Below are 25,965 nucleotides of genomic sequence, written 5' to 3'. Positions count from 1 at the left end.
CTTAATTATTTATAAATTCATTGACCGAGACAGCTTTACCATTATTATCAAGCCCGACACGGACCTGATAATAATCCTTTCCATCCTTAAGGATAGCGTTGGCTATACGCTTATTTCCATCCGAAAAATAAACTGGAATCTGTTCATTGTCAATCGTAAGATAGCAATAAATATCTGCATGACTTGCTCTACTGCCACCTTTTTTGATATAAAAGTGAGATAGGACACCTTGTTTACTTTCAACGACTGGATGCTGGACAAAATAAGCATGAGCTGAAAAAGTCCTCTTAATGTCATAGACAGCAACGAACCCCAATAGGATACAAATGAACAGAATAACATACATCATCACGTCAAAGCGTAACTCTTGAAATACTTGTTTTCCTTTTTTAATAATAGCAGCAGGTAATTCACTTCTCCGTTTAGGAAGAAGAAAAAATAAAATAAATACAGGAGCAAAGGCATGCTTGATTATTATTCCAATTAAAAATCCTACTGTTGGCGGCTCCCCATACGAAATATTTACAAAAGGACTGCGTAATATAAATGTATCCCCTATAGCATGGAATGTATCTGAAATAATATCCATCTCATTCGCTCCTTCTCTCCAAATTCGTCTATACTAATCAATCAGTATATTAGAAATGTAAACAATTTCGTTATTTGAATTCACCTCTACAAGTGCAGGATATATATTCCCTTCTAGCGGCCGAAAGTACCGAGCAATTGTCTTTGAACTATTGCTGACATTAACCGTTTGACTAGACCCCGCAATATGCACCTGAAGAACTAATTTAGAGTAGTGACTTCTATAGTTTCCGATTTTGGTATCTTTTATAGTCACCAATGCGTAAGTCGGGCTTAGCTCTTGAGAAGTAAAATAGTGGTAGCGCGTCAGCCCATTCACCACACGATAACCAAGGAAATAAACGGTGGCCCAAACTATAATCAATAGAGCGACTGGCACAGATAAACAGAATCGTAAACGACCCAAAGTTGAAATACTGTTCTGGTAATAGTTGGACCAATAGTTACGCCAACCTCCAGATTTCTTCACATTCTTCACCAAGAAACGGACAACAAGAATAAACACCGAAAGGCAGACAAGAAAATTAATCACTATTCCCAATACATAGGGCCAGCTTAAATGACCTTCTAAAATAACATTTGTTTTCTCACTATCCCAACTCAGTGCATGGAGAAGTCCATCCAGAAAGTCATTCATGCTACAACAACTCCTCAATCAGGCTATCGACCTCGTCTTGCACTTCTTCTTTCGGTGTGATTTCAGTTACGATAATCCCAGCCACAGCTCGTTCCACCAAACCTTCTACATCCATGCGGGCTTCGTATTGCTCGACATTTTTAATCTTAGGATTAGTCTTTGGACGGTCTGGTGCAAAGATGGTACAACAATCTTCAAATGGCTGGATGGAAATATCAAAGGTATCAATTTCTTGCGCAATATCAATAATTTCCAGCTTGTCCATGGTAACGACTGGACGGATAACAGGTGTATTTGTCACCGCATTGATAGCCTGCATAGATTCCAAGGTCTGACTTGCCACCTGTCCTAGACTTTCGCCATTGATAATAACCATAGCACCACGCTCTTCACGAACTCGGTCTGTAATTCGCATCATGAAACGACGGGTCAAGGTCATCAAGTAGGCTTCAGGGGCCTTTTCCTTGATTTCTTCCTGAATTTCAGTAAATGGTACCTCAATAAATGTAATATTGCCACCAAAGACTGTCAGTTTACGGGTCAAATCATGTGCTTTTTTAAGAGCACCTGGGCTAGTATATGGAGGGCTAGCAAAGTGCAGGGCTTCGATTTCAACCCCACGTTTCAGTGCTAAATAGCCCGCAACAGGCGAATCAATACCACCTGATAACATAAGCGTTCCTTTTCCAGATGTTCCAACTGGCAGACCACCTGCCCCCTTGATTTCTTCATGGGAAATATAGGCAGCATCCGGACGGATTTCCACCCGCAAGGTAATATCTGGTGACTTCATCTGTACCTGTACATTTGGAATAGCTGTGAAGACCGCATCGCCAAGGACTTGGTTGAGGTCACGACTGTCCAATTCAAAACTGTGGTCGCTACGACGTGCCGCAATCTTGAAGGTCATCCCTTCCTTGTAAATAGACTGCATAATCTCCACAACCGCTTCTTTCAAGGCTGGAACTGATTTTTCAATCTTATAAGACGGTGCAAAATTTTGGATACCAAAAATCTTCTTCAAAGAAGCTGAAACTTCCTGATAATCCGCCCCATTCAAATAGACATGACCACGGTCACGGTCAAAATAAACGGTCACTTCTGGATAGACTGAAAGGACGTGCTTGATGTTGTTACGCAGTTTGTTGACAAACCGCATCTTGTTTTTCCCTTTGGTTGACAATTCGCCATAGCGAATCATAATTTCTGAATAGTTCATACTACCTTACTTTCTGTGTGTTTTGATAAATTTGTTTGAAAATGGTGAGAAATTGTTCAATTTGTCCCATATCGTTGTCATCATCCAAGCTGATACGGACGGCAGTTTGAGCCAGCTTCTGCGGTACTCCCATGGCAATCAGGGTTCCAGCCGGTTTTCCAGCCTTGGACGAGCAGGCTGATGTGGTCGAAATATAAATCTGGTGGTCTTCAAAGGCATGGACGATGACTTCGCCACGAATGTTCTTAATCCCGAAGGTCACAATGTTGGGCACGAAGTCCTCTAGTCCAGAAAAGACTGTCACATCAGCATAGTTCCCCAATTCATCCACCAGAATTTGCTTCATGGCTGCCAGTCGCTTCTGGCTATCTGCTGCCTTGTCCAAGGTCAAGCGGAGCGCCTTAGCTGTTGCAGCAATGCCAGCCACATTTTCCGTGGTTGAGCGTTTGTCGCTTTCCTGTCCCCCTCCTGTCAATAGCGGAGCGATTTTTTTGCCTGCTTTGACATAGACGAAGCCTACTCCTCTGACAGAGTGGAATTTGTGACCTGAAAAACTAGCAAAATCAACTCGGTCTGTTAGATACGCTTCCGTTGGCACCTTGCCAATTGCTTGAACCGCATCCACATGGAAGGAAATGGTTGGCTTATCAGCTAGGAGTTGTGAAATTTCCTGAATGGGCTGAATAGCACCAATTTCATTGTTGACGGCCATGACAGAAATGAGTGTGGTATCTGGACGAATCAAGCTTTCTAAGGCTGAAACATCGACAAAACCTTGGGCATTGACCGGAGCCAAATCCACCTCAAAACCTTGTGTTTTGAGCCAAAGAGCTGACTCTTTTACGGCTGGGTGTTCAATAGCTGATACGATAATATGCTTACCCAGGTGTGCCTTTTCAAAAGCCACGCCCTTGATGACCCAGTTATCACCTTCCGTACCACCTGAGGTGAAAAAGATTTCCTTGCTGTCCTTGCCGAGGAGTTCTGCGATTTGCTTACGAGATGCCTCTAAAATCCGTGTTGCCTGGCTACCAAGATTATGCAGACTAGAGGGGTTGCCCCAAATTTTTGTTGCCACTTCCGTATAGGTCTTCAATACTTCTGGGTATACCTGGGTCGTGGCTGCGTTGTCAAAATAAATCATTTCTTCATTCCTTTGTTTGCAATAGTCCTATTTTATCACGTTTTCATGCCTTTCGCCAATCTTTAAGATAGTTTTAAACTTGGTTTTTTATGATGCTAAATTCCAAAAGTAAGTTCTAGTCTGTCTTAAAAACTGGAAATTAGACTGAGACAAAGAAATAAGGTAGAACTTACTATGGTACAAGTTGGCATCCACAAGTTCTTCCCAAGAATAACCAGATAAATATTTGCACAACTGCTCTTGGTTTGATATACTAAATCTAGGAGGTGCTGTATGAAATGTTTTATTCTTAGAATACCTATTTTAATTTGGTTGTTGCTATTTTCATTCATTGAAATCTTCCTGCTAGCATCATTTTTACCAGAACCGTTTAACACCAGTTCTCTTCTTCCCATAGTTATCTTATCTAGCTGTGCAGTTAGAGTATCGAATGAAGTCAAAGAAAGAGATGGACAATACACTCTATTCAAAGAGTTATGGTGGGCGGTACTTGCTTGGATTATCTTGGGTATCCTTTTCGGATTGACTGTCCAGGCACCCCTATCAAAACACCTTGTCTTTATCATCAAAGCTATTTTAGGTGGAATAGGCTACCGCCTTATTGAACGCTATACCGTCTATCGCTATCACTATTTACAGATGAAAAGAGAGTGGGACAAAAATCGGTAACCCGAAGGGTTCGATGAGCCGTTAGCCCAGCTCCGCACAGTTGAGTAGGACTATAAAAGCTGATAACATCAGCGAATGATAGCCCACTCAACCACTGCATCAAGTTTAACTATTTAGAAAAAACTAGTGAGGCCAGGACTTTTGTCCCAGCCTCTTTTTAGTTTTCTAAAGTATTTTTCTTAAATCATCAATATCTTCTTGGTTAGTTGACCAACTAGTTGCAAAGCGGATGATACTGTGATTCTCGTCATATTTTTCCCAGAAACTATAAGCAATTCCTGCTTCAGTCAGTTTAGGCAACTCTTCATTTTTGACGATGACAAACTGCTGATTGGTTGGTGATTTGAGGTAGAATTGAAATCCTTTTTCTTCCAAAATCTGTGTGAGTTGCTCTGCCATTGCGATAGCATGACGCCCCAATTCAAGATACAAGTCATCAGTGAACAATCGATCAAACTGGACCCCAATCAATCGTCCCTTAGCTAACAAGGCACCGTGATGTTTGACAATAGATACAAAATGCTTTGGCTGATTATTCTTTGTAAATACAAGAGCTTCTCCCAACAAGGCACCAAGTTTTGTCCCGCCAATGTAGAAGACATCTGTCAGCTCTGCTATGGCCTGCAAATCAAGATCCGTATCGCGTGCAGCAAGCCCATAACCCAAGCGAGCACCGTCTAAAAAGAACGGAATATTGTGCTGCCGGCAAACTTGGGACAAGTCCTCTAGCTCTGTTTTGCTATAAAGCGTACCATATTCAGTCGGGTGGGAAATATAAACCATTCCTGGATGAACCATATGAGCATGGTTAGTATCAGCATAGAAATCTTTGATGAAGTTATCAACCTCGCTTGCCGTTATTTTCCCTTCATGATGCGGCAGTGTCAACACCTTGTGACCAGAAAATTCAATGGCGCCAGCCTCATGTGTAGAAATATGGCCTGTATCTGCGGCAATCACACCCTCATAAGAAGCTAACATTGAAGAAATAAGGATTTGATTGGTCTGCGTACCACCTGCCAAAAAAGTAACCTGTGCGTGAGGACAGTTGGTCGCAAGTCTAATTTTTTCGATAGCAGATTGGGTATATTTATCCGTTCCATAGCCAGATAAACCTTCTTGGTTGCTAGCAACCAAGGCTTCAAGCAGGACTGGGTGAGCACCTTTGTTGTAATCATTTTCAAAATGTAACATCTCACAACCTCCGTAATTAATAAAACAAAAAAGCCTGTTCATTCAGGCTTAAAACTTATCCACCCTGAGGGAATCGAACCCCCATCTCAAGAACCGGAATCTTACGTGATATCCATTACACTAAGGGTGGAAAGGAAAAACTTGCACAAGGCAAGTTTTTATATGAATTACAATTCAATGTCACCAAAAAGGTCAGCCATTGAGAAACCAGATTGAGTTTCTGGCAATTCGTAATCACGTTTTTCTTCACGTTTTTGACGACGTGGACGTGGAGCACGTTTTTCAGCTTTTTCTTCGCCTTCAGCAGCTGCTGGACGCTCTTCCAAAGCTTTGATAGAAAGTGATACACGCTCATCAGCAGCATTCACTTCAAGAACTTTAACAGTTACTTCTTGACCTACTGACAAAGCATCTTTTGGATTTTCAACACGTTTGTGTGAAATTTGTGAAATGTGTACCAAACCATCGATACCTGGTAATACTTCAACGAATGCACCGAAGTCAGTCAAGCGTTTTACTTTACCTTCGATAACGTCACCAGCTGCCAATTTTTGCTCAACGCCATCCCATGGACCAGGCTGTGTAGCTTTCAATGACAATGATACGCGACCTTCGACTTCGTCGATTGCAAGAACTTTAACTTCTACTTCTTCACCAACAGTTACAGCTGATTTAGGAGATACGTTACGCTCGTGTGACAATTCAGTCAAGTGAACCAAACCATCAACACCACCAAGGTCGATGAAGGCACCGAAGCTAGTGATACGTGCAACTTTACCAGTTACAACTTCACCAACTGCCAATTTACCAAATACTTCTGCACGTGCTGACGCAGCTGCAGCTTCAACAACTTCACGACGTGACAAGATGAAGCGGTTCTCAGCTGGATCAACTTCTTTGATTTTAGCATCAAATTCTTGACCTACGAAACGCTCAGTGTTACGAGTGAAACGGCTGTCGATCATTGAAGCTGGGATAAATCCACGAAGACCTTCAAATTCAACTGCAAGACCACCTTTGACAGCGCGAGTTACTTTAACTGTAACAACTTCTTCTTCACGACCAACAAGTTTGTCCCATGCTTTGCGTGCTTCCAAACGTTTTTTAGATACAAGATATGTAACAGTGTCTGTATCTTTACCAACAACTTGGCGAAGTACAAGCAACTCAAGTGTTTCACCAACTTTAACAAGGTCGTTGATGTCAGCATCACGGTCGTTTGTCAACTCACGAAGAGTCAATACGCCTTCTACACCAGTACCTGAAATAGCTACGTTAGCTTGACCAGCATCAACTGTCAATACTTCTGCAGTTACCACATCACCAGGTGTAACTTCACTTACACTGTTCAACAAATCTTCAAATTCGTTCATTATAAAAAAACCTCCGACAATCAGGTCTTTCGACCCAACATAAAATATATTTTATTTAAGGCACACGCAAGGACAACAACAATTAGACATCTTTGACGAACTAGATTTTATCTAGTACCTTGACTGGGGTAGCTGGATTCGAACCAACGCATGAGGGAGTCAAAGTCCCTTGCCTTACCGCTTGGCGATACCCCAAAATATAGATACAATTCATTTATTTACTAATCCCAAGAAATTGAACTCGAGATTAATTTCTTAGGAAAATAGATAGCCTTCCTTGAGTGTGAACACTCAGCGTCAGCCTCCTAATTTTCTACAGAAATTTCTGGTAAACCAGAACATCTCTCGTATCTTAAATGAACACGGACTAAAATCCTAGTGAAAAAGATAAACTTCCTTGTGTGTTTGGTACACTGCGTCAGTTTCCTATTTTCATATAGATTTCTTAAAGTCCTTTGTATCCTGTTCAATGGAAAGAGAGGGATTCGAACCCCCGAACCCGAAGGAGCGGATTTACAGTCCGCCGCGTTTAGCCTCTTCGCTATCTTTCCATAGCACCAACAGTCACTATTCTAACATAAAATAGTGACTATTTCAAGCCTTTTAGTGACTTAAATTATAATTTTCAATAATATTTCCGACTGCTTTTTCTAGTTTTTTATAAAAGCTTTCAGTATTGCCATTTTTTACAACAGCAAAATTATTTTCTGCCAATTCTGCAATTTCACCGATAACTTTTTTACCAATTACCAAGCGGTAACCAGCAAATTCTTCCTTATTGACCAAGACTTTACTATCTTCAATTTGAATTTCAATTTTTTTATCTTTTTTACTCATTTTCAAACCTCACTTTTACTATTCTACAAAAAAATAGAAGAGCTTGCAAGTGCTAGCCCTTCATGTAGATTGAAATGATACACATCAATCTCTTCTGAAAATATCCCTAGAATAGACTTTATTTTCAACATCCTGCAAACATTCTTCGAAGCGGTTGGCAATAATGACCGTTGTTTGTTGCTTAAAACGCTTGATGTCATTCACCACTTTCCACCCTTCAAAAAATGAGTTATCGGGAAGAGTTGGTTCATAGATGATTAAATCTACTCCCTTTTTCTGAAGACGTTTCATCACACCCTGAATGGAACTTTGCCTAAAATTATCCGAGTTTGTTTTCATCGTCAGACGGTAAACACCCACAATTACTGGTTTATCACTGGCAGTAGCATGATTTTTCTCAGCAAATTTAATCACTTGTTCCGCAATAAAATCTTTTCGGGTCCTATTGGCTTCAACAATAGCTGAAATCATGTTTTGTGGAACTTGCTGATAATTGGCAAGTAATTGTTTGGTATCCTTAGGCAAACAATAGCCACCATAACCAAACGAAGGGTTGTTGTAATGCTGACCAATTCGCGTATCTAAACCAACACCCTTAATAATGTCTTCTGCCCGTAAATTATTCAGTTCCGCATAAGTATCCAACTCATTGAAGTAAGAAACTCGTAAGGCTAAATAGGTATTGGAAAAAAGCTTAACAGCCTCTGCTTCCGTGGCACCCATTATCAATATTGGGATATCAGTTTTCTGGGCAGCCTGTGCCAGTAAATCACCAAATAATTGAGCAGCCATTTTCGTCTTAGGAGAGTCTGTCATTTCTGTGGAAACGATGATACGAGATGGAAAGAGATTATCGTAGAGTGCTTTCGATTCTCTAAGAAATTCTGGGCTAAAGACAATGTTCTCAGTTTTGTATTTTTGACGCACACTCAATGTAAAACCTACTGGAACTGTTGACTTCACAATCATGAGGGCATTAGGATTTACTGCCAAGACTTCTTTTATAACACTTTCAACATAGCTTGTATCGAAATAATTAGTCTTATCGTCATAATTGGTCGGAGTAGCAATCACCACGAAATCAGCTGCTTTATAGGCTGATGCAGCATCTGTTGTCGCTTCTAAGAATAAGGTTTCCTCTTTTAAAAATCGTTCGATATAATCATCCTGGATTGGAGATTTTTTAGACCGCACCTTCTCAACTCGTTCTTCCTGGATATCAACAGCGTAAACCTTATTATTTTGCGCTAACAGAACTGCAATGGACATTCCTACATAGCCCAAACCAACAACGGCGATGGTATTTGCAGGCTTTGCTATATCAGTCATCTGATTTCTACTGTCATTATTTTGTTCTAATGCTTGGTTCATAAACATTTCCTCATCTCTCAATCAATAGAGCATTCTCTAATACCTGCAGTTACAAATTTTGAAAACTAGGTCAGTATTTTGATAGTTTCAGCAAGTTTCTCCAGATTTATTTCTTTATCATTTTCCTCTGATTTCCCGCGAGAACTTGTCTTATCGAGAAGTATGACAAAGGTTTTTAGTAATAACTTAACATCTAGCAGGATAGAATATTGCTTGATGTATAGCAAATCAAATTTCAATTTACTCTGAAAATCAGACGTATATTTTCCATAGACTTGCGCGTAACCTGTAATACCTGCTGGGACATTATGGCGGAGCGAGTAATAGTTATTTTCTTGGATAAACTGCTCAACAAAAAACGGCCGTTCTGGTCGTGGTCCGACCATGGACATATCTCCTTTTAAAACATTTATCAACTGCGGTAACTCGTCAATTCGAGTTCTGCGAATAAACTTACCAATTCGTGTCACACGGTTGTCATTTGCACGAGCTAAAACAGGTCCTGAGTTTTGCTCTGCATCCTCTCTCATTGACCGAAATTTTAAGATTGAAAATACACGATTTCCCTTTGTTACTCTATCTTGACGATAAAAGATTGGTCCTGGACTTTCTAACTTAATCAGAATTGCCGTTAAGACGAAAATCGGGCTTGATAAAAGCAACAAAAGACCTGCCATAAGAAAATCCAAGGTCCGTTTTACAAATCCTTGACCAACAAATAGACAATATGGTGAAAGTTGAATCATACTCTCGTCAGAAATATTAAACAACTGTGCGTTAATAGCGATTGAATTTTCAACATTAGTTGTCAGAAAGAGGATTTTATCTTGAGAAATCAAGTAGTCATAAATCGCTAATCTCGTCTTACTTTCAATGTCCCCTGCGATATAAACAGCATCAATCTCATCTACAACTTTCCTGATAGATTCCAAATAGTTATTAACTACCAAGTGGGTTACTTTATGCAAGGGCTCACTAGATGCTTGAAAATTCTTCCAAGCTGCAAGTACATCAGCTTCTTTCCCTACTATCAAAAGGCGTTTTCTGTTCACTTTGCTCTCATAGATTTTAAAAATAATGAGATGTACTAGGCTAGATAAAAACGTTCCTAGAGTAAGAATATGAATAAATGATACTACAGAAAAAGGAAATGAACCTAGAAATGGAAGACTAACCATTGATAAGCCACCCAAAAAGAATAGTTGGACAAAAAAGGAGTTTAGAATATCGCCCTTTACTGTTCGGTTATAATATACATGGGTATCAAAAGCTCTACTCAAGAAAATATAAAAAATGATTATCCAAGGTAGAACCAGTAACGAAAATTTTAAATCTAAAACAGTTATATCAACAATCTGAGATAAACTAATTATTAGAAATACAGATGTGACAACTATGATTGCCTCTATGATCGTGGCAAGTCTAATCCAAGCTTGTTCTCTGATAAACACTATCTCTACCTATCCTTATTTATTTTTTGTGATTATTTGCCAACTAAATTGTAAATTTAAATTGTGTTCCACCATTTTTCCTTAATTATAACATAATTTTTTGACATTTATATCATTATATTATTTCAATTTAGAAAATTCTCTTGCTCCTTGAAACATATAGCGGATATTATCAAATAAGGAAATTTCAGGTAACATTTGCTTTCGCTTACGAATAGCAAATTGGATAATCAATATCCAATACCAATAGTTTGTCATCCGCTTATATATAGCACCACGTTTGCGACAGTTTTCAGGAGTGTGTGACCTGTCCCAGTGAGATGCTCTTTCTCGTAAGGAAGCAATTTTTACGGGATAGCTATAAAGTTTTAATCCCTTTCTCAGTGCGTCAAACAAGAGAATATTCTCTTCACCCGAACCATATGTTGCTCCTATGCCAAACCGTTCATCAAATTTAAGTCCTACTCTCTCTAAGCTGGACTTTTTAAAACTGATTTGGACGGATGAGGTGCGCATGGCATTAAGATAGTGCATTCTACCTTTTGGAATACTACTTCTTGCGATAGCATGATTTTCAAGATCAACATAAAAAACAATTATGTCTGCTTCTGGAAATTCCTTATAGGCATTCTCAACAATTTCCTTATAATTATCAACAAAAATCATATCATCATCAGCAATCTGACAAATATCCTCACTCTGAGCATAGGAAATCGCTTCGTTACGACTAGCACTCAAACCAAGTCGCTCACTATAAACAATGGTTGCTTGTTGACACTGTTCAATGACTGTCCCTTCTCTACCTGCACTAGACTGGTTGATCACGATGGTATCTACTGTCTTCAAATTCATTTCTTCAATCAGTTTAGGGACATTTTCTGTATTTAATGTTGCGACGAGTACAACCATCGTTTCTCCTTATAATCTTCTTTTTATGGCATTTATGGCATAGCTACAAAATGGAGGAATGGTTTGCCACAAAGACAGACCTTCTACATTTCTAAATAAATTCCAAGTACGTTTTACAGCGGCAAACTTATTAGCAGACAAAGATGCCGATGTTCTTCTGTATATCGAGAGTGGCTCATCGATACTATAAGCGTAGTCTGTCAACTTCAATATTTTCCACCAGGTAGCAGTATCCTGTCCCCTACGAACATCGGGCATTTCAATATCTTTCTTAGTAAGTTGATTGAGATCTAGCATGACCGTCGATGTAAAAATCGTATGATTACCAAGCGCTTGTTGATAAGAAATCTTGCCTGGTACATGGAGTGGTGCCTTTAGGGCTATCCCGCTCTCATCTGCAAATTGGTAAGAAGTAAAAGTGAAGGCATAGCCATTGTTCAAGGTAAAGGCCACCTGCTTTTCCAGTTTCGTCGGAGTCCAAAGATCATCGGCATCTAAGAAACAAATAAATCGCCCTGTCGAAGCCGCAACTCCCCTATTTCGTGCAAGAGCGACCCCTGAATTGACTTCATTCTCAAGCAAGGAAATGCGCTTATCTGTCACCATCATTTTTCTAATGATAGATACCGATGCGTCCGTTGAAACATCATCTACAAGGATGATTTCAAAATGCTGATAAGTCTGTTTAAGGACAGACTGAATGGTTTCTTCAATAAACTGCGAGGCATTATAAACTGGAATAATGACACTAACCAGTGGAGTGTCATATGCTTGGTTCGTCATATATCATGTATCCTTTATCAATAACTAACTTTTAAATTCACATTTCAATCTAGTATTTTAAAACATTCATGCGCGTCCTAAAAAATCAATCAAACCAATAGACGAGATTTGAAAAAAAGACTATCCTGTTGTAATATTATGTATAGAAACTTAGAAGGATATTTTCATGAAACCACTTATCTCAGTCATTATTCCGAACTTTAATCGCCAACATCTAATCCAAAGAGCCATCGAAAGCGTCAATCAACAACATTATTCAAATGTAGAAATCATCGTAGTTGACGATCAATCAACTGACCAATCTGTTTCAATCATTCAAGACTTACAAAAGCAACAGGACAATCTTTCACTCTTTGTCGTTGAGGAAAATAGTGGTGCCAATGCTTGTCGGAATATAGGGGTAGAAAAGGCTAGAGGAGAGTACCTCGCTTTCCTTGATTCGGATGATTATTTTCTACCAACAAAACTTGAAAAACAAGTTCGTATTTTACAAGACCGACCAGAAGTTGGTTTTGTTGTGACTGGTTTTGGTGCTAAGGCAGTTCACACTCTTTCAGAAGGAATTATTCCACTAAAAGAAACAATTAAGCAAAATAACCTAGGTGGATTCTCTACCCTAATGGTAAGGAAGGAGCTATTTCAACAGGTCGGTGGATTAGATAGTAATCTACTCAGCTGTCAGGACTGGGACCTGTTTCTAAAACTCCTCCAGGTCAGTCAGGGCTACAAACTGGCAGAAGATTTAGTTGCCTATGAGGTGCAAGAAGACAGTATTTCCAAAAACTCTACCAAGGTCATTCAGGGTTACCAAATTGTATCTAAAAAAGCACGCGCCATCAACCAAACATTACAGGCGCTTCCAGAAAAGGACTTACTGGCCTATCAGGAGTATTATCTTGCTATGCGCTACTTCAAACTAGGCCAGATAAAAGAAACTCGTCAACAATTATGGAAATCGATTCAAATCAAACCTAGATTTGTTCCATTTCTGTATTGGACCTGCTCCCTATTCGGCTATTCTGCACTAAAAAAACTATTACAAGTGAAACAAAATCTTATTTCTAGATAATATTACTATTCAAAGATATTATTTGTTACTATTTTATCAAATTTCGTTCCCTTTATCAAAGAAACGTAATTGCGATATTTGTCCTTTGTTAGAAAGTTGCAAGCTCTATGAATACAAAATCACTAAAACTCAATGGACTAATTTCCTTACTCAATAAATGTATCTCCATCATTTGCAGTCTAATATTACCAAGATTATTTATCACTGCCTATGGTACAGAAATTAACGGATTGATGTCAAGTATTTCCCAATACCTCAACTTAATCAGTCTTCTCGATCTTGGAATGGCTACTGTTATTCAAGCGAGTTTATATAAACCAATTTTAGATGGGGACTTTAACCAATTATCAACCATTTACTATAAATCTAAAGTTTTTTTCAACCGGATTGGTCTGGCCTTGTTGGTCTATATTGGTTGCTTGTTCTTAATCCTACCTCAAACCTTAACTGGCAATGTTTCCAGTATTCAAATTATGGGGTTAACTTTGATACTATCCCTCTCCCACCTTCTGCAATTCTTTGTAGGCATTACCAGTCAAATCATTTTAGGTTCCGACCAACGAGCTTATATCAAGGAAGTATTGCAAGGAACTGCTAATATCATAAACTTAGCTCTATCTATTTTCTTGATTAACAGTGGACAAAGTATTTACCTAGTAAAATTCATTTCCTCTCTTGTGTTCATACTTCCACCCATCTGCATTAGTTTCTATGTCCACAAGCACTACCACATTTCCAAGAAAAATATTGATAAAGACTACAAAATCAAACAACAGTGGTATGGTATTGGTCAGCATATCGCCTATACCATTCAAGAAAGTACAGATGTGGTCATCCTATCACTCTTTGCTAGTCTTTCTCAGGTTTCTGTTTACGCTGTTTATAATACCGTTTTTCAGGGGATAAAGACTTTCTTAAACGCAGCAACCAGCGGTCTGCGACCGTTTCTTGGACGCGCACTCCATTTAGAAGATAGAACTGTTTTACATGAACAGTTTAATAAAATTGAATGGACTATCCATACCGCTGCCACAATTTTGTTAAGCACTACCTTCCAATTGATTACACCATTTGTCATCCTATATACCCAACGCATAACGGATGCGAATTATAACCAGCCCTTGTTTGGTTATCTGATGACCTTGGCTATCTTTATCAACGCCCTGCGCTTGCCTTATCGTACACTGGTTTTTTCAGCAGGAAGTTTTAAGGAAACACAAGTTGGAACCTATTCGGAGGCCTTCCTTAATCTAGCAATCTCTATCGGCCTTGTCTTTCATTGGCAGCTCATTGGGGTAGCAATCGGAACAGGTATATCACTATTATTTAGCCTCTTTTACTATATTTGGTACTGCTATCGGCATATCCTACAGGCACAGTTACACCATCTGAAATGGCAACTATTGGTTGATATGCTAACTGTGTCTACTTCCTGTCTGATTTTCCTTCCATTGACAAAATGGATTACTAATTTTATAAGCTGGGGACTGTTTGGTCTATGTAGTGTCGTCCTTACTAGCGGAATTTCCTATCTCCTCAATCGCTTTATACTTCAAAAAAACATTCTCTCAATGATCAAGTAATCAAAAAACTCTATTGCTCCCATAGCTACCAATAGCTTGGGACAATAGAGTTTTTTGATTAGTCAATATCAGACATTATTCTTTCTTGTTTTGCTTGACTATAGATAGCACAAACAAGGGCCATCATAATGATAAAACTATCTCCTTCATACATACTTCCAGTTAAAAAATATTTTAAGAAAAAGGCTGAAATAGCAAAGATAATTACTTTTCTATTGGTATTATTAGAGTACAGAAACGTTTTTCCTACGAAATAAGCCAATGAAACCAGTATCACGGTCCCAATAAACCAACCAAATGATAGATAGGTTTCTAATATAAAATTATGAACGTAAATATTATCCGGCATGAGGGTACGGTCGAAAAACAATCCGTTTATTTCACCGCCCATCTGTTTTAAATAGTTAATGGCTATGTCAATCATTTCATTTCTACCTGTACTCACTCCGATGTTCCCTTGTTCCAAACGATTTAAAATATAAGAATTTTCAATGTTGAGTGTAGGTAATGATTTTCTTGCAACTGAGAAAATTCCTATGAAAAGCCCCAGCCATAGAACGATTTGTGATACTTTCTTCAAGGATAGGTTGCTGATGAACTTGTTTTCAAACGCCAGAAAGATGAAATAGGCCACTGCTCCGATAACCAACCAGATCAATGGACCGCGAGCACCATATATAACTCCCTCTAGCAACATAACTAAAGCAACTCCTGCCTTAAGCAGTGTCGGTCGGCGAATGAAACTAAAGGTAAATAGCATCCAAATTGGTAACAGCTGATAAGAAAAGGTCATATAATTGGTCTGATTCTGAAAGAAATACTTAGAAACAAATGCACCAACTATTAACAAGTAATTCATGTACTCAATCACTTTACTAGTGAATAGTTGACGAAAATCACTTATTCTAGTTAAAATAAGCACTGAGTAGGGTAGGTAATAGATGTAAATCATGATCATGACTGTGCTAGTATAAACTGACTTAACTGATTGAGGACTGGTCAAAAACAAAATGAAGTATAAAATGTATATGAAGTAGAGTACCGTTAATCGTTTTAACGAAAAACCAAATTTCACCAAAATATAGATTGCCAAAAGATAAACTAGTGCATAGCAAATAAAAATACTTCTTGCTGCTATAAATGAAGCTCCGATTTTTTGAAAAAGAAGCGATAATAAAATGTTAAAGGGATAAATCGCCATAGAGATATAGAAAAAGGAGATACCCCATTTATTAAATAGTCTATTATCTATCATATGTCAATACTCCTTACTATATAAATTCACCTTAAATTTTGTTAAGCAAATGATATGTTTCACATCTCTTAGGAAATTATTAGATATTCCAAAAGCAGTTTTCTTAGGAATTTTATGATATAATTTCAAACAGAGAGGAATATATGTATGCCTAAAATTTCAATCATTGTACCTGTATATAACACAGAGAAATATATCGGAGATTGCATCCAATCAATTCTCCAACAAAGTTTAAAAGATATTGAGTTAATTCTAGTGAACGATTGTTCAACCGATCATTCACTAGAAATTTTAAAACAATATAAACAAAACGATAATCGCATTACCATCATTGACCTTCCTGAAAATATGGGGGTTGGGGATGCTCGAAATAAAGGAATCGAGTTATCAAGTGGCGAGTTCATTTCATTTGTCGACTCAGATGATGTTATCAAAAGTGACATGTTAGAGAAACTTTACACCCAAGCAAAGAAAGAAAATGCAGAAATTGTTCTTTGTTATAAGGATAATCTGTCCTCTAATGGTAAAAAGAAGAAATTATCCTTTAAACCTGTTTACGGAAAAGCAGAATTGAAAGATATCTATCATAACACACATCCTACTGCTCGCATTGTATCCAGGAATTTAATAGACCATATTCATTTTCGATTTTTATCAGGAATGGGAGAAGGAGTCTATTTTGAATTGATGATTCATGCCAATCATATCTCCACTGTCCCTGAACAACTCTATTTTTATCGCTCGCGAAACGGATCACTCAGTACGACACCAAATCCTAAGGTAAATCAAAATTCAATGTTAAATAATATTACCTTAGGTAAAAGAAATCCAAATTATTCCGAATATTTTGCCTTCAAAGCGATTGAAGATTTACTTCAAATGACCGCAAACAGCATTAAAATCGGTGACAAAAAAGCCTATTCTGAAGCCGTAAGTTTACTTCGCTCAATGCACTACCTCAAGAATCCATACCTATCTACTTTTTATAAAAAAACTTTGCCATATCACCGCTACATAATAAAGGTATATCTATTGCCATCTAGTTATAAATTAGGACGACTTCTTAATCATTTTCTCTCAAATAGATAATAAATAGAAACACAACCACTCCTTAAACGGGTGGTTTAAATTTGAGATTTGAGTAATTAACATCAGCCATTTCAAGAATCGTTCATACAATGTCCCATAATCCCAATCGAAATTCTTCATACTCTTTTACAATCCAGCAACAAGGACTATATCATGTGATACAGACTTACTAAATTTATGCTCGTGAAGAAGTCATCCATTAAAATGTTTTCTCCTCCATTCGCTCTACAATCGGCTTAAAAACCTATATTGTATTAGCTTTGGAGTTTTTTGTATTACTTTCGTCGCGTACCTTAGGTAGCGCGACGGACTAAGAGTTACAAAATTAACTGTACCGTAAATGGATACTATCGAAGTACTGTTCTCCCCCATTGTAGAGTAAAGGATAGCGCGAAAAGTCTAGGAAGTATTTGAACTACTGACGAACAAAAAATATTATTGCTAAGCGAGAAATCGTAAGAGAAAACATAGAAAAAAAGTACTTCAAGCACTGACTAGATTGATGAGATTATTCTGTCATTTATCCCAATTCGTTCGGAAAATGTTTACTCTTAGTCAAAATTATCTTGCTCAATAAGTTTTAATACAAATTCACCAGATTTAGGGTATCTAGAACAGTCAAATTTTCTGCTGAAAAAATGTCCATTTTTTTCGCAAGCAACAATTCACTCTTATCTTTTTCTGAATCTGTCCAAACGTATGGATTTCCATCCCACCAATTGATATATCTAAGGTGCCCTTGAAATTCTCCCATGGCATTTGGAACTATCTCGTAATAATAAACATCTTCTACCAAATCATAATGATTGACTAAGGTTGGAATAAAAAGTTCATCTCCACAAAAAGATTTCTCAAATATCTTTTTTACTAATCCCTCATTTTCAAGAATAATCTTTACCATACGATTATCAATTGAAACCCAATTAGAAGCTTTTCCCAACTCCAATCCAAACTTTTTAAAGCAATCCACTTTTAAAATTCTATAGACGGATTTTTCAAGTTTCCTAAAAATACGATAACATATCCTAAAAAATAATGACTTTGAAGTCCTTTCTGTTATACGGGGAAAAATATAAGGGAAAGCTACCCTCTCATATATAGTAGGTGTGATCTCGGCTTTCTTTAAAAATAACTTATTGGGATGCTGATTAAAAAATTGATGGATAGCATCTTGAGATACTAATGGCAAATCATCACCTGAAATCAAGTGGTAATAGGAATACTCATAATTACTCGATGATGCTTTAAATAAAGAATATTCAGCCTCAATAAATGAATAATGTCCCCAATAAACAGCAATACGGTCTACAAAATATATTTTTGAGTTGAACGTAGCCTTCTGTATCTCATTATATATATATGTGTATGCTTCTTTGTCAATTTTCTTATCAATATGTAGATAAATATCATTTCTAACATCATCTAAAAGAGAGATTAGAAATAATAATTGTTTAAAATTATGGTGGACCATAATTAAATATGCGTGTTTTCTTGTTTGATTTCCATCAATCTTTTTCATAATAATAATAGTAAGAACCCTTCTGCTCTTTTACAACATCATTCATGACATAACCAATCAGTTTCGCCTCAACATTGTTCAAATTCCGTAAACTTTTCTCAAGCTCGGTGTTTAAGACATAGCCTTGACGAACTACTAAAATCATTCCATCTACTTTTCTGGAAATAATCTGTGCATCCGTCACGCTATTTACAGGTGGTAAATCATAAATAACAAAATCAAAGTAGTTGGCCAAGTCTGTCATCAATTTACTCATATTTTCAGACTGCAAGAGTTCAGATGGATTTGGTGGAATAGGGCCTGAAGGAAGTACATACAAGTCTAGGTCCGTAAGATAATGTAAGTTTTGTGTAAAACGTCCCTCTTTTCCAATAACAAGGTCCGTCAATCCTCGTTGATTAGAGACTTTAAAGGTCCGATGGACGGTTGGTTTTCGCAAATCAGCATCTACTATCAAAACTCTTTTACCAGTTGCAGCAAGACTATGTGCTAAGTTAGCTGAAACAGTAGATTTTCCTTCACCCGGTATAGAAGAGGTAATACCGATTGATTTGATTTTACCATTCAACTGTGCATACTCTAAGTTAGTCCGAAGAACTCGAATCTGCTCTGCATTCAAACTTGTTGGCTGTGTTGCAGAATAGAGTGGAGAACCTTGTAATTGTTGTTTATTTAATTTTTCTTGTTTCTTTCTTCTTCCGAAAAACATTTGTAGAATCACTTTCTAGTATTATAAATTTGATTTGTAATTTGCGTCACTAATCTCTTTTGAAGTCATATCATATAATTCGGTCAAGAGTGTCAGGTTACGATTTTGTAACAAGGCATCATTTTTTACAGTTCGGTCAAAAAGGTTTCTAGTAAGAATGAATCCAAATGATAGAAAGACACCTGCTAGCACACCTGAAATACTATTTTTAATGATATTGGGTGACACCTTGTTACCATTGTAAGAGGCTGGGGAGAGAACCACAACCTTGCCAAAACCTTGACTATAAATTTCCTGCAAGGTTTGACTGAAAACTGTTGTAATTTCTTCAAGAACAGCTTGCGCTTCCTTTGCGTCATCCATCCTGAGCTTCACAACAAAAGCCTGGGAGTTTTCTGATTGAGCAAAGTTTAAACGCGCTTTCAATTCTGCTGCCGAATATTTACCATCAAACGTTTCCGATACCTTTCCAAGGACTGGCACTCCATAAAGAATATCACGATAGGTGGGAATCATTTCCAAATTTGTTCGGATAGAGTTGGCTGCCTGTACATAAGTATTACCACTACCAATATCAATCGGATCCTGGGCAACTAAGAGTTGAGCACTTGAATCATACTGAGGTTTCACTGCAAAATTTGCATACAAGCCCATAAGAAGACCACCAAATAGGGCACAAATGACTATCATAAGTGCATTCTTTTTAAATAGCTTAATCAAATCAAAAATATTCATAATGTCATCTGATTTCTTATTCATACATCTTTTACCTTTCTAAGTGTAAGGAATATATCTTTAATCCCTACCATTATAACAAATTTATTGCTAAAAAGTGTGCAAAAGAGCAGTAGATCTAAAAATTATTCCTTGTGATGCATTGCATAAAAATACTCCTACCCAGTTCTAACTGAATAGGAGAAAATGTTATTCCACTTCAACAATCCATCCATCTGGTGCTTCGATGTCACCGAACTGGATGCCTGTTAATTCTTCATAGAGTTTGCGGGTAACTGGCCCCACTTCTGTTTCGCTATGGAAAACATGGAGTTTGTCTGCGATTTGGACACCACCGATTGGAGAAATTACAGCTGCCGTACCGCAGGCTCCTGCTTCTACAAACTGGTCTAATTCTTCGACAAGGACTTCTCGCTCCACTGCCTTCATCCCCAGACGATGCTCTGCTAGATACAAGAGAGAATACTTGGTAATAGAAGGCAAGATTGATGGTGAAATTGGTGTGACAAACTCGTTATTGGCTGTAATCCCAAAAAAGTTTGCTGAGCCGACTTCCTCAATCTTGGTGTGGGTAGCTGGGTCCAGGTAAATCACGTCTGAGAAGCCCTGCTTTTTGGCATATTGGCCCGGCAACAGTGATGCCGCGTAGTTACCACCAACCTTGGCTGCCCCTGTTCCATTTGGTGCCGCACGGTCGTACTTGTCCTGAATGAGGAAGTTGGTCGGAGCAAGACCGCCCTTGAAGTAGTTGCCAACTGGCATGGCAAAAACTGTGAAAATGTACTCTTCCGCAGGTTTGACGCCGATGATGTCGCCGACACCAATGAGGAGCGGGCGAAGATAGAGGGTGCCACCAGTTCCATAGGGAGGAACGTAGTCTGCATTGGCTTTGACCACTTCTTTACAAGCCTTGATGAATAGTTCAGTCGGAACAGGCTCCATGAGCAAGCGGTCAGCTGTGCGCTGCAGACGCTCGGCATTTTGGTCAGGACGGAAGAGTTGGAGTTTTCCCTCCTTGGTGCGATAGGCCTTGAGGCCTTCAAAGGCCTGCTGGCCGTAGTGGAGGGCTGGTGAGCTTTCTGAAATGTGCAGGTTCGCATCTTCTGTCAACTGCCCCTCAGACCACTGACCATCTTTGAAATGAGCGATGAAGCGGTAAGGTAGTTTCATGTAGGCAAAACCAAGGTTTTCCCAGTCGATGTTTACTGTCATATAGTTTCTCCAAAGGTATTTTTTATTATTTTACTACTTTTGAAAGTGATTTACAAGAAAAATTCAGAATATTTTGCAACATTAGAAAAAACCCGCCGGAGCGGGTTCGTTCTATATCCGTTAGTACCAACCAATCAGCTGGTGAAGCCATTCCTCAAAGGTAGGAAAGACTTTCATGGCAAGGACTATCAGTACTAAAATAGTGAACAAAATAAGGAATTTCTTTTTCATTCTAAATACCTAATCAATCCAAGCCCTAAACACTTCCTCATCAGAAATGGTATCCGAAATGAAGCTGCCGTTGCTGGTGCGTTCAGACAGGTTAAGCTGCGTCACATCAACCTCATAGAGTTTGCCCGTTTTGGACTGCACATGAAGCACTTGACTGATCGTTTCATCTTCATTTGTCGTACTAAAGAGGTCAAAATCCCCCTGGTCCGTCAAGACTGGACCAGCCGCAAAGACACGGTGAGGCTTAGCCTTGAGTTCGCGAAGCACCTGCAAACCACGCTTGGCACGGCTGGTCACAGGGATTTCCTCTGTCGCCATCCGCTTCAAACTACCACGCTGGGTCAGGAGATAGACGGAGCTGGTGTTGCTGATAAAGGCCGCAGCCACCACATCCCCATCCTTGAGGTTGACCGCCTTGACACCGGCCGCCTTGGCACCGATAATTGGCACTTCCTCGATGTTAAATCGCAGAGCGTAGCCCTTTTCTGTCATGAGCATGATGTCATCCAAGACTACAGGCGATACAGTAATGACCACATCATTCGCATCTTTAAGTTTGGCATACTTGGTTGACTTGGACTTGTAAGTCCGCCATGGAGTAAACTCCTTCCGCTCCACACGCTTGATTTGACCGTATTTGGTCACCGCGAAATAAGTTCCCTCATCAAAATTCTCCACCAATTCAGCGAAGATAATTTCTTCATTGGTATCAAAGTTCATAAGAGTTTGGCTCAGGTGTTCACCAATATCCTTCCAACGAATATCTGTCAACTCATGGACAGGTCGGTAGATGACATTTCCAAGATTGGTAAAGAGCAAAAGGTGCTGGGTTGTCTTGGCATTCTGTAAGAAAATCAACTGGTCGTCATCCCGTTTGCCCATTTCTTCAAGCGTTGAGGCATTGAAAGAACGCGGACTGGTCCGTTTGATGTAACCTGCCTTAGTCACGCTGACAAAGGTTTCTTCCTCCACAATCAAGCTGGCAGTATCAATTTCAATGGTCTCTGCTTGATCTTGTAATTCACTCAAACGAGGGTTGCCAAACTGCTTTTTGACCTCACGCAGTTCTTTCTTCATGAGATTAAACATAGTCCGCTCATCTCCGATAATGGCTGCCAATGTCTGAATCTGCTCACGGAGGGCTGCTTCTTCGTTTTCTAAGGTCACAATATCGGTGTTGGTCAAGCGATAAAGTTGCAAGGTCACGATAGCCTCTGCCTGTTCCTCGCTGAAATCGTAGCTGATTTTCAAGTTTTCCTTGGCGTCTGCCTTATTTTCAGAAGCACGGATAAGGGCAATCACTTCATCCAAAATGGAAATGACACGAATCAATCCCTCTACGATATGGAGGCGTTTTTCTGCCTTTTCCTTGTCAAACTTAGAACGGGCAATGATAATCTCACGACGGTGGGCAATATAGCTAGACAGAATCTTCTGCAAGCCAACCTGACGTGGTGTGAAGTTATCAATGGCCACCATGTTGAAGTTGTAATTGATTTGCAGATCGGTGTATTTGTACAGATAGTTGAGAATAGTTTGCTCATCGCTGTCTTTTTTCAGTTCAATGGCAATCCGCAGACCTGTCCGGTCTGACTCATCACGTACTTCCGCAATTCCAGGTACCTTGTTGTTAACACGAACGTCGTCAATCTTTTTGACTAGAACAGCCTTGTTGACCTCGTAAGGAATCTCGGTAATGACAATCTGTTTCTTGCCAGCCTTGAGTTGCTCGATTTCACAACGGCTACGGACAACGACACGGCCCTTACCAGTTTCATAGGCCTTCTTGATTTCGTCAGCCCCTTGGATAATAGCACCCGTTGGGAAGTCTGGTCCAGGCAAGAACTCCATCAACTTTTCTAACTTCGCAGTCGGATGGTCAATCATATAGACAACAGCATCAATGACCTCAGCCAAATTATGTGGCGGGATGTCAGTCGCGTACCCAGCTGAAATTCCTGTCGCTCCATTAACCAATAGATTAGGGAAGGCAGCTGGTAGGACAGTGGGTTCTTTTTCCGTATCGTCAAAGTTCCAAGCAAATGGCACCGTCTTTTTCTCGATGTCAGCCAAGAGATAGCCAGCCATTTCCGATAGACGAGCCTCGGTGTAACGCATAGCCGCAGGCGGATCGCCGTCCATGGAACCGTTATTTCCATGCATCTCCACCAAAATCTCGCGGTTTTTCCAGTCCTGACTCATGCGGACCATGGCATCATAAATAGAGTAATCACCGTGCGGGTGGAAATTCCCCATGATATTACCGACTGACTTGGCAGACTTACGATAGCCCTTGTCAAAGGTGTTGCCGTCTTTATTCATAGAATAAAGAATCCGACGTTGTACAGGCTTCAAACCGTCACGAATATCCGGAAGAGCCCGCTCCTGAATAATGTATTTGGAGTAGCGACCAAAACGCTCTCCCATGATGTCCTCAAGGGACATGTTTTGAATGTTAGACATAAATTAAGATACAAAGCCCGTAAAAGACAAAGTCAAAATAGGAAATCGGCAGAAAATCCTGATTTTCTAGACGATTTATCTTTTTGACACAGTCTTTAGGGCGTGTTCAGTTGTTTCTAGCAACCGAACATTCCTTTCTTTCACTTTGTTTGCATAAGAGAAAAATTTAATTTGACTTACCCCACAAACTTCCGTTTATACTTGATATGACTGGCAATATTGCCTTCGACATCTTTTTCATCCCACAGTTGCAATTCCCACGGGTAGTAGAAATTACTCTTATTTTTGAAATAGATATGAATGCCGACATAGCCGTCCTTATCTCGCAGGTACCAGTTTTTCAGTCCATATTTTTCCTGCCAGTCATCCAGACGCTCCATGACCTCCGCGATTTCCTCAGAAGTCAAAATCATACGAGCACCGAAAATATCATTGAGAATGGAGTTGACAGGATATCCCTCGCTTCTCTCTTTAAAACGCTCAATCTTATCCAAAATGGATTCCGATGTTTTGACACGATAAAAATAGGTAATGTCCTTCACATCAGCACGCATCAAATAGTCATTGATAGCCTCGTGTAAGTTGAGCCGATAGGTCAGAATAGGCTGGGTAGGCACCTTGGCAAATGTATGCTTGAGATTGATTTTCTCAACTTTTCCTGTTTCAAAATAATCCTGTGAATACTCAAGATGAATGCGGTTAATTTCACTTATTAATCGTTCAACTTTCTCTAACATCTTCTTTCTCCTCGTAAAATAGCAGAGCTACTTTTCCACCTTCCACTGACTTGCTTGCCAGTTTCTGAAATCATCCACATCAGACTTAACTAATTTGAGGCAGGCATTAAGGACAAAGGCATCATCCAACAAACCAGGTCCGAATAGGAAATCAGGCAGAGCATCCAGTGGGCTAAAAAAGTAGATTAAGGCACCGATTGTAGCTAAAATAGCTCCTTTTGGTAAGGCTGTATATTCTCGCTTAACATAGCTTCTAACCATGGAAATCATTCCTGGAATGGCTGAAAACTTGTCCCCGCCAAATGGAAGTCGTGCCAATTTCTTCTCTATATTTTGCAGAAAATGTTCCAATTTCCCTTGATCAGACAACAAGGCCTCTGCCCGTTCTCTAGTCTTGGAGGATTTCCAAGTTTCAAGCGCCTGGTCAAACTTTTCTTCTAATTCCTGTTTGTTTTTAAATGGCTTGCGCTTTCGAGCCCATTCAGTCAGCTGTTTTTGAAAACGGTCAGTTAATTTTACTCTTAGTGGCATAAAACACCTCACATAGTTTGCTTGTGCTAGAATTACAAATCCTCTGTCCGATAGAGGTTGTAACCCTCATAGAAATAAGAATGGTCGATACCTTTGAAATAAGTAGCCTGACCAAGATCGTCAGTCAAAGAATGTAGCAAGAGGTATTTGAGTTCACCTGTTGACACATGGCTTCTAATCATGGCATTGAAATACTCGTCTTTATCAATGTTATTCCAATCAATGACCTTGCCCAAACTAGCCCGAAACATACAATCCAACCAGATACGCATACTGCGTCCATTTCCTTCTCGGAATGGATGTGCAATGTTCATATCCGCATATTTTTCAACGATTTCGTCAAAGTTTTCATGAGGTAGCTTGTCAATATAGGCCAAAGACTGCTCCAGAAAAATCCGGGGAGCGAATTGAAAATTATCCTTAGCAATGTTGACATCACGAATTTTCCCTGCAAAGTCGTAAATATCCTCGAATAAAGCCTGATGAATGTGTGCCAAACCTGCAAAGGTTCCAACTTCAATCTGGAATAACTGACCAGTTTCAAATAGTTTGGCTGCTTTTTTCTTACTGATTTGTTCTTCAAGACGGGCTAATTCAGCCGAATTTTCAATCCCCAATTTATTTTCTAAAACCATATGGCACCTCAACTTCCCTGAG

General features: G+C 39.2%; 24 protein-coding genes and 3 tRNA genes. 4 read left to right on the top strand and 23 right to left on the bottom strand.

Annotation, left to right across the window (positions count from 1 at the left end):
* Window position 1: 1 nt before the first annotated feature.
* From C1G53_RS04395 to C1G53_RS04380, 4 genes are read right to left on the bottom strand one after another with little or no spacing between them, the layout of a single operon-like run.
* Complete coding sequence (locus C1G53_RS04395; RefSeq protein WP_105117826.1) at window positions 2–589, bottom strand: hypothetical protein; 588 nt, start codon at window positions 587–589, stop codon at window positions 2–4.
* A gap of 33 nt (window positions 590–622) precedes the next feature.
* Window positions 623–1,225, bottom strand: coding sequence for a hypothetical protein (locus C1G53_RS04390; RefSeq protein ID WP_105117825.1), 603 nt, complete (start codon window positions 1,223–1,225; stop codon window positions 623–625).
* Window position 1,226: 1 nt separating this feature from the next.
* Entirely contained in the window at window positions 1,227–2,444 is a 1,218-nt protein-coding gene (gene thiI, locus C1G53_RS04385; RefSeq protein ID WP_105117824.1) for a tRNA uracil 4-sulfurtransferase ThiI, read from the bottom strand.
* A 1-nt stretch (window position 2,445) separates the two neighbouring features.
* On the bottom strand, window positions 2,446–3,588 hold the full coding sequence (locus tag C1G53_RS04380; RefSeq protein WP_105117823.1) for a cysteine desulfurase family protein: 1,143 nt from the start codon (window positions 3,586–3,588) through the stop codon (window positions 2,446–2,448).
* A 273-nt stretch (window positions 3,589–3,861) separates the two neighbouring features.
* Between C1G53_RS04380 and C1G53_RS04375 the strand changes: the two genes are divergently transcribed.
* Window positions 3,862–4,257: a hypothetical protein gene (locus C1G53_RS04375; RefSeq protein ID WP_105117822.1), complete on the top strand. Its 396-nt coding sequence runs from the start codon at window positions 3,862–3,864 to the stop codon at window positions 4,255–4,257.
* A gap of 165 nt (window positions 4,258–4,422) precedes the next feature.
* Here C1G53_RS04375 and C1G53_RS04370 read toward each other — a convergent pair whose 3' ends face one another.
* The 10 genes from C1G53_RS04370 to C1G53_RS04325 all read right to left on the bottom strand — a co-directional run bounded on the left by C1G53_RS04370 (window position 4,423) and on the right by C1G53_RS04325 (window position 12,175).
* Entirely contained in the window at window positions 4,423–5,451 is a 1,029-nt protein-coding gene (locus C1G53_RS04370) for a threonine aldolase family protein (protein WP_105117821.1), read from the bottom strand.
* A 58-nt stretch (window positions 5,452–5,509) separates the two neighbouring features.
* A tRNA-Arg gene (locus C1G53_RS04365) sits at window positions 5,510–5,581 on the bottom strand.
* 37 nt (window positions 5,582–5,618) lie between these two features.
* Window positions 5,619–6,824 (bottom strand): 30S ribosomal protein S1, encoded by a 1,206-nt coding sequence (rpsA, locus tag C1G53_RS04360; protein ID WP_105117820.1) that lies wholly within the window; start codon window positions 6,822–6,824, stop codon window positions 5,619–5,621.
* Window positions 6,825–6,947: 123 nt separating this feature from the next.
* A tRNA-Gln gene (locus C1G53_RS04355) sits at window positions 6,948–7,019 on the bottom strand.
* Window positions 7,020–7,294: 275 nt separating this feature from the next.
* Window positions 7,295–7,375: transfer RNA gene (locus tag C1G53_RS04350), tRNA-Tyr, on the bottom strand.
* 52 nt (window positions 7,376–7,427) lie between these two features.
* A complete protein-coding gene (locus C1G53_RS04345; RefSeq protein ID WP_099806657.1) occupies window positions 7,428–7,661 on the bottom strand; it encodes a DUF2969 domain-containing protein in 234 nt (77 codons plus the stop codon).
* A gap of 84 nt (window positions 7,662–7,745) precedes the next feature.
* On the bottom strand, window positions 7,746–8,990 hold the full coding sequence (locus C1G53_RS04340) for a nucleotide sugar dehydrogenase (RefSeq protein ID WP_192873105.1): 1,245 nt from the start codon (window positions 8,988–8,990) through the stop codon (window positions 7,746–7,748).
* Between the two features lie 107 nt (window positions 8,991–9,097).
* Window positions 9,098–10,483, bottom strand: a complete 1,386-nt coding sequence (locus C1G53_RS04335; protein WP_161941370.1) for a sugar transferase — start codon at window positions 10,481–10,483, stop codon at window positions 9,098–9,100.
* A gap of 120 nt (window positions 10,484–10,603) precedes the next feature.
* On the bottom strand, window positions 10,604–11,392 hold the full coding sequence (locus C1G53_RS04330) for a glycosyltransferase family A protein (RefSeq protein ID WP_105117817.1): 789 nt from the start codon (window positions 11,390–11,392) through the stop codon (window positions 10,604–10,606).
* Between the two features lie 9 nt (window positions 11,393–11,401).
* A complete protein-coding gene (locus C1G53_RS04325) occupies window positions 11,402–12,175 on the bottom strand; it encodes a glycosyltransferase family 2 protein (RefSeq protein WP_105117816.1) in 774 nt (257 codons plus the stop codon).
* A 166-nt stretch (window positions 12,176–12,341) separates the two neighbouring features.
* On the opposite strand from C1G53_RS04325, the gene C1G53_RS04320 reads away from it, so the two are divergent.
* A complete protein-coding gene (locus C1G53_RS04320) occupies window positions 12,342–13,244 on the top strand; it encodes a glycosyltransferase family 2 protein (RefSeq protein ID WP_105117815.1) in 903 nt (300 codons plus the stop codon).
* Window positions 13,245–13,351: 107 nt separating this feature from the next.
* The gene (locus C1G53_RS04315; RefSeq protein ID WP_153046660.1) at window positions 13,352–14,827 is read left to right on the top strand and encodes a lipopolysaccharide biosynthesis protein; all 1,476 of its coding nucleotides are present in this window, start codon (window positions 13,352–13,354) and stop codon (window positions 14,825–14,827) included.
* Between the two features lie 58 nt (window positions 14,828–14,885).
* Here the strand turns inward: C1G53_RS04315 and C1G53_RS04310 are convergent, their stop codons facing one another.
* A complete protein-coding gene (locus C1G53_RS04310) occupies window positions 14,886–16,082 on the bottom strand; it encodes a DUF5963 family protein (protein ID WP_105117813.1) in 1,197 nt (398 codons plus the stop codon).
* Window positions 16,083–16,229: 147 nt separating this feature from the next.
* Between C1G53_RS04310 and C1G53_RS04305 the strand changes: the two genes are divergently transcribed.
* Complete coding sequence (locus C1G53_RS04305; protein ID WP_105117812.1) at window positions 16,230–17,171, top strand: glycosyltransferase family 2 protein; 942 nt, start codon at window positions 16,230–16,232, stop codon at window positions 17,169–17,171.
* A gap of 580 nt (window positions 17,172–17,751) precedes the next feature.
* On the opposite strand, the gene C1G53_RS04300 is transcribed toward C1G53_RS04305, so the two are convergent.
* The 8 genes from C1G53_RS04300 to fic all read right to left on the bottom strand — a co-directional run bounded on the left by C1G53_RS04300 (window position 17,752) and on the right by fic (window position 25,943).
* Entirely contained in the window at window positions 17,752–18,690 is a 939-nt protein-coding gene (locus C1G53_RS04300; protein WP_202821171.1) for a beta-1,6-N-acetylglucosaminyltransferase, read from the bottom strand.
* Window positions 18,677–19,399: a CpsD/CapB family tyrosine-protein kinase gene (locus C1G53_RS04295; RefSeq protein WP_105117811.1), complete on the bottom strand. Its 723-nt coding sequence runs from the start codon at window positions 19,397–19,399 to the stop codon at window positions 18,677–18,679. The genes C1G53_RS04300 and C1G53_RS04295 overlap by 14 nt, the downstream gene beginning before the upstream one ends.
* 21 nt (window positions 19,400–19,420) lie before the next feature.
* Complete coding sequence (locus C1G53_RS04290; RefSeq protein WP_105117810.1) at window positions 19,421–20,158, bottom strand: YveK family protein; 738 nt, start codon at window positions 20,156–20,158, stop codon at window positions 19,421–19,423.
* A 165-nt stretch (window positions 20,159–20,323) separates the two neighbouring features.
* Window positions 20,324–21,346, bottom strand: a complete 1,023-nt coding sequence (locus C1G53_RS04285) for a branched-chain amino acid aminotransferase (protein ID WP_105117809.1) — start codon at window positions 21,344–21,346, stop codon at window positions 20,324–20,326.
* Between the two features lie 240 nt (window positions 21,347–21,586).
* Window positions 21,587–24,040: a DNA topoisomerase IV subunit A gene (gene parC / locus C1G53_RS04280; RefSeq protein WP_105117808.1), complete on the bottom strand. Its 2,454-nt coding sequence runs from the start codon at window positions 24,038–24,040 to the stop codon at window positions 21,587–21,589.
* A 176-nt stretch (window positions 24,041–24,216) separates the two neighbouring features.
* Window positions 24,217–24,777 (bottom strand): GTP pyrophosphokinase, encoded by a 561-nt coding sequence (locus C1G53_RS04275; protein WP_105117807.1) that lies wholly within the window; start codon window positions 24,775–24,777, stop codon window positions 24,217–24,219.
* Window positions 24,778–24,804: 27 nt separating this feature from the next.
* Window positions 24,805–25,308, bottom strand: coding sequence for a YkvA family protein (locus C1G53_RS04270; protein ID WP_105113779.1), 504 nt, complete (start codon window positions 25,306–25,308; stop codon window positions 24,805–24,807).
* Window positions 25,309–25,340: 32 nt separating this feature from the next.
* Window positions 25,341–25,943 carry a protein adenylyltransferase Fic gene (gene fic, locus C1G53_RS04265; protein ID WP_105117806.1) on the bottom strand — a complete coding sequence of 201 codons (603 nt, stop codon included), beginning with the start codon at window positions 25,941–25,943 and terminating at the stop codon, window positions 25,341–25,343.
* Window positions 25,944–25,965: the final 22 nt, after the last annotated feature.

The organism is Streptococcus suis (assembly GCF_002960445.1).
GTDB lineage: Bacteria > Bacillota > Bacilli > Lactobacillales > Streptococcaceae > Streptococcus > Streptococcus hyiners.
This window is presented reverse-complemented; position numbering and strand designations above follow the sequence as displayed.

What these genes read in the sequence shown, in the direction of transcription:
- fic (WP_105117806.1), bottom strand. Translation starts at nt 25,943, where the DNA reads ATGGTTTTAGAAAATAAATTGGGGATTGAAAATTCGGCTGAATTAGCC.
- thiI (WP_105117824.1), bottom strand. Translation starts at nt 2,444, where the DNA reads ATGAACTATTCAGAAATTATGATTCGCTATGGCGAATTGTCAACCAAA.
- C1G53_RS04290 (WP_105117810.1), bottom strand. Translation starts at nt 20,158, where the DNA reads ATGAATAAGAAATCAGATGACATTATGAATATTTTTGATTTGATTAAG.
- C1G53_RS04370 (WP_105117821.1), bottom strand. Translation starts at nt 5,451, where the DNA reads ATGTTACATTTTGAAAATGATTACAACAAAGGTGCTCACCCAGTCCTG.
- C1G53_RS04295 (WP_105117811.1), bottom strand. Translation starts at nt 19,399, where the DNA reads ATGTTTTTCGGAAGAAGAAAGAAACAAGAAAAATTAAATAAACAACAA.
- C1G53_RS04305 (WP_105117812.1), top strand. Translation starts at nt 16,230, where the DNA reads ATGCCTAAAATTTCAATCATTGTACCTGTATATAACACAGAGAAATAT.
- C1G53_RS04375 (WP_105117822.1), top strand. Translation starts at nt 3,862, where the DNA reads ATGAAATGTTTTATTCTTAGAATACCTATTTTAATTTGGTTGTTGCTA.
- C1G53_RS04285 (WP_105117809.1), bottom strand. Translation starts at nt 21,346, where the DNA reads ATGACAGTAAACATCGACTGGGAAAACCTTGGTTTTGCCTACATGAAA.
- parC (WP_105117808.1), bottom strand. Translation starts at nt 24,040, where the DNA reads ATGTCTAACATTCAAAACATGTCCCTTGAGGACATCATGGGAGAGCGT.
- rpsA (WP_105117820.1), bottom strand. Translation starts at nt 6,824, where the DNA reads ATGAACGAATTTGAAGATTTGTTGAACAGTGTAAGTGAAGTTACACCT.
- C1G53_RS04325 (WP_105117816.1), bottom strand. Translation starts at nt 12,175, where the DNA reads ATGACGAACCAAGCATATGACACTCCACTGGTTAGTGTCATTATTCCA.
- C1G53_RS04300 (WP_202821171.1), bottom strand. Translation starts at nt 18,690, where the DNA reads ATGAAAAAGATTGATGGAAATCAAACAAGAAAACACGCATATTTAATT.
- C1G53_RS04320 (WP_105117815.1), top strand. Translation starts at nt 12,342, where the DNA reads ATGAAACCACTTATCTCAGTCATTATTCCGAACTTTAATCGCCAACAT.
- C1G53_RS04330 (WP_105117817.1), bottom strand. Translation starts at nt 11,392, where the DNA reads ATGGTTGTACTCGTCGCAACATTAAATACAGAAAATGTCCCTAAACTG.
- C1G53_RS04270 (WP_105113779.1), bottom strand. Translation starts at nt 25,308, where the DNA reads ATGCCACTAAGAGTAAAATTAACTGACCGTTTTCAAAAACAGCTGACT.
- C1G53_RS04275 (WP_105117807.1), bottom strand. Translation starts at nt 24,777, where the DNA reads ATGTTAGAGAAAGTTGAACGATTAATAAGTGAAATTAACCGCATTCAT.
- C1G53_RS04380 (WP_105117823.1), bottom strand. Translation starts at nt 3,588, where the DNA reads ATGATTTATTTTGACAACGCAGCCACGACCCAGGTATACCCAGAAGTA.
- C1G53_RS04395 (WP_105117826.1), bottom strand. Translation starts at nt 589, where the DNA reads ATGGATATTATTTCAGATACATTCCATGCTATAGGGGATACATTTATA.
- C1G53_RS04315 (WP_153046660.1), top strand. Translation starts at nt 13,352, where the DNA reads ATGAATACAAAATCACTAAAACTCAATGGACTAATTTCCTTACTCAAT.
- C1G53_RS04310 (WP_105117813.1), bottom strand. Translation starts at nt 16,082, where the DNA reads ATGATAGATAATAGACTATTTAATAAATGGGGTATCTCCTTTTTCTAT.
- C1G53_RS04340 (WP_192873105.1), bottom strand. Translation starts at nt 8,990, where the DNA reads ATGACTGATATAGCAAAGCCTGCAAATACCATCGCCGTTGTTGGTTTG.
- C1G53_RS04390 (WP_105117825.1), bottom strand. Translation starts at nt 1,225, where the DNA reads ATGAATGACTTTCTGGATGGACTTCTCCATGCACTGAGTTGGGATAGT.
- C1G53_RS04345 (WP_099806657.1), bottom strand. Translation starts at nt 7,661, where the DNA reads ATGAGTAAAAAAGATAAAAAAATTGAAATTCAAATTGAAGATAGTAAA.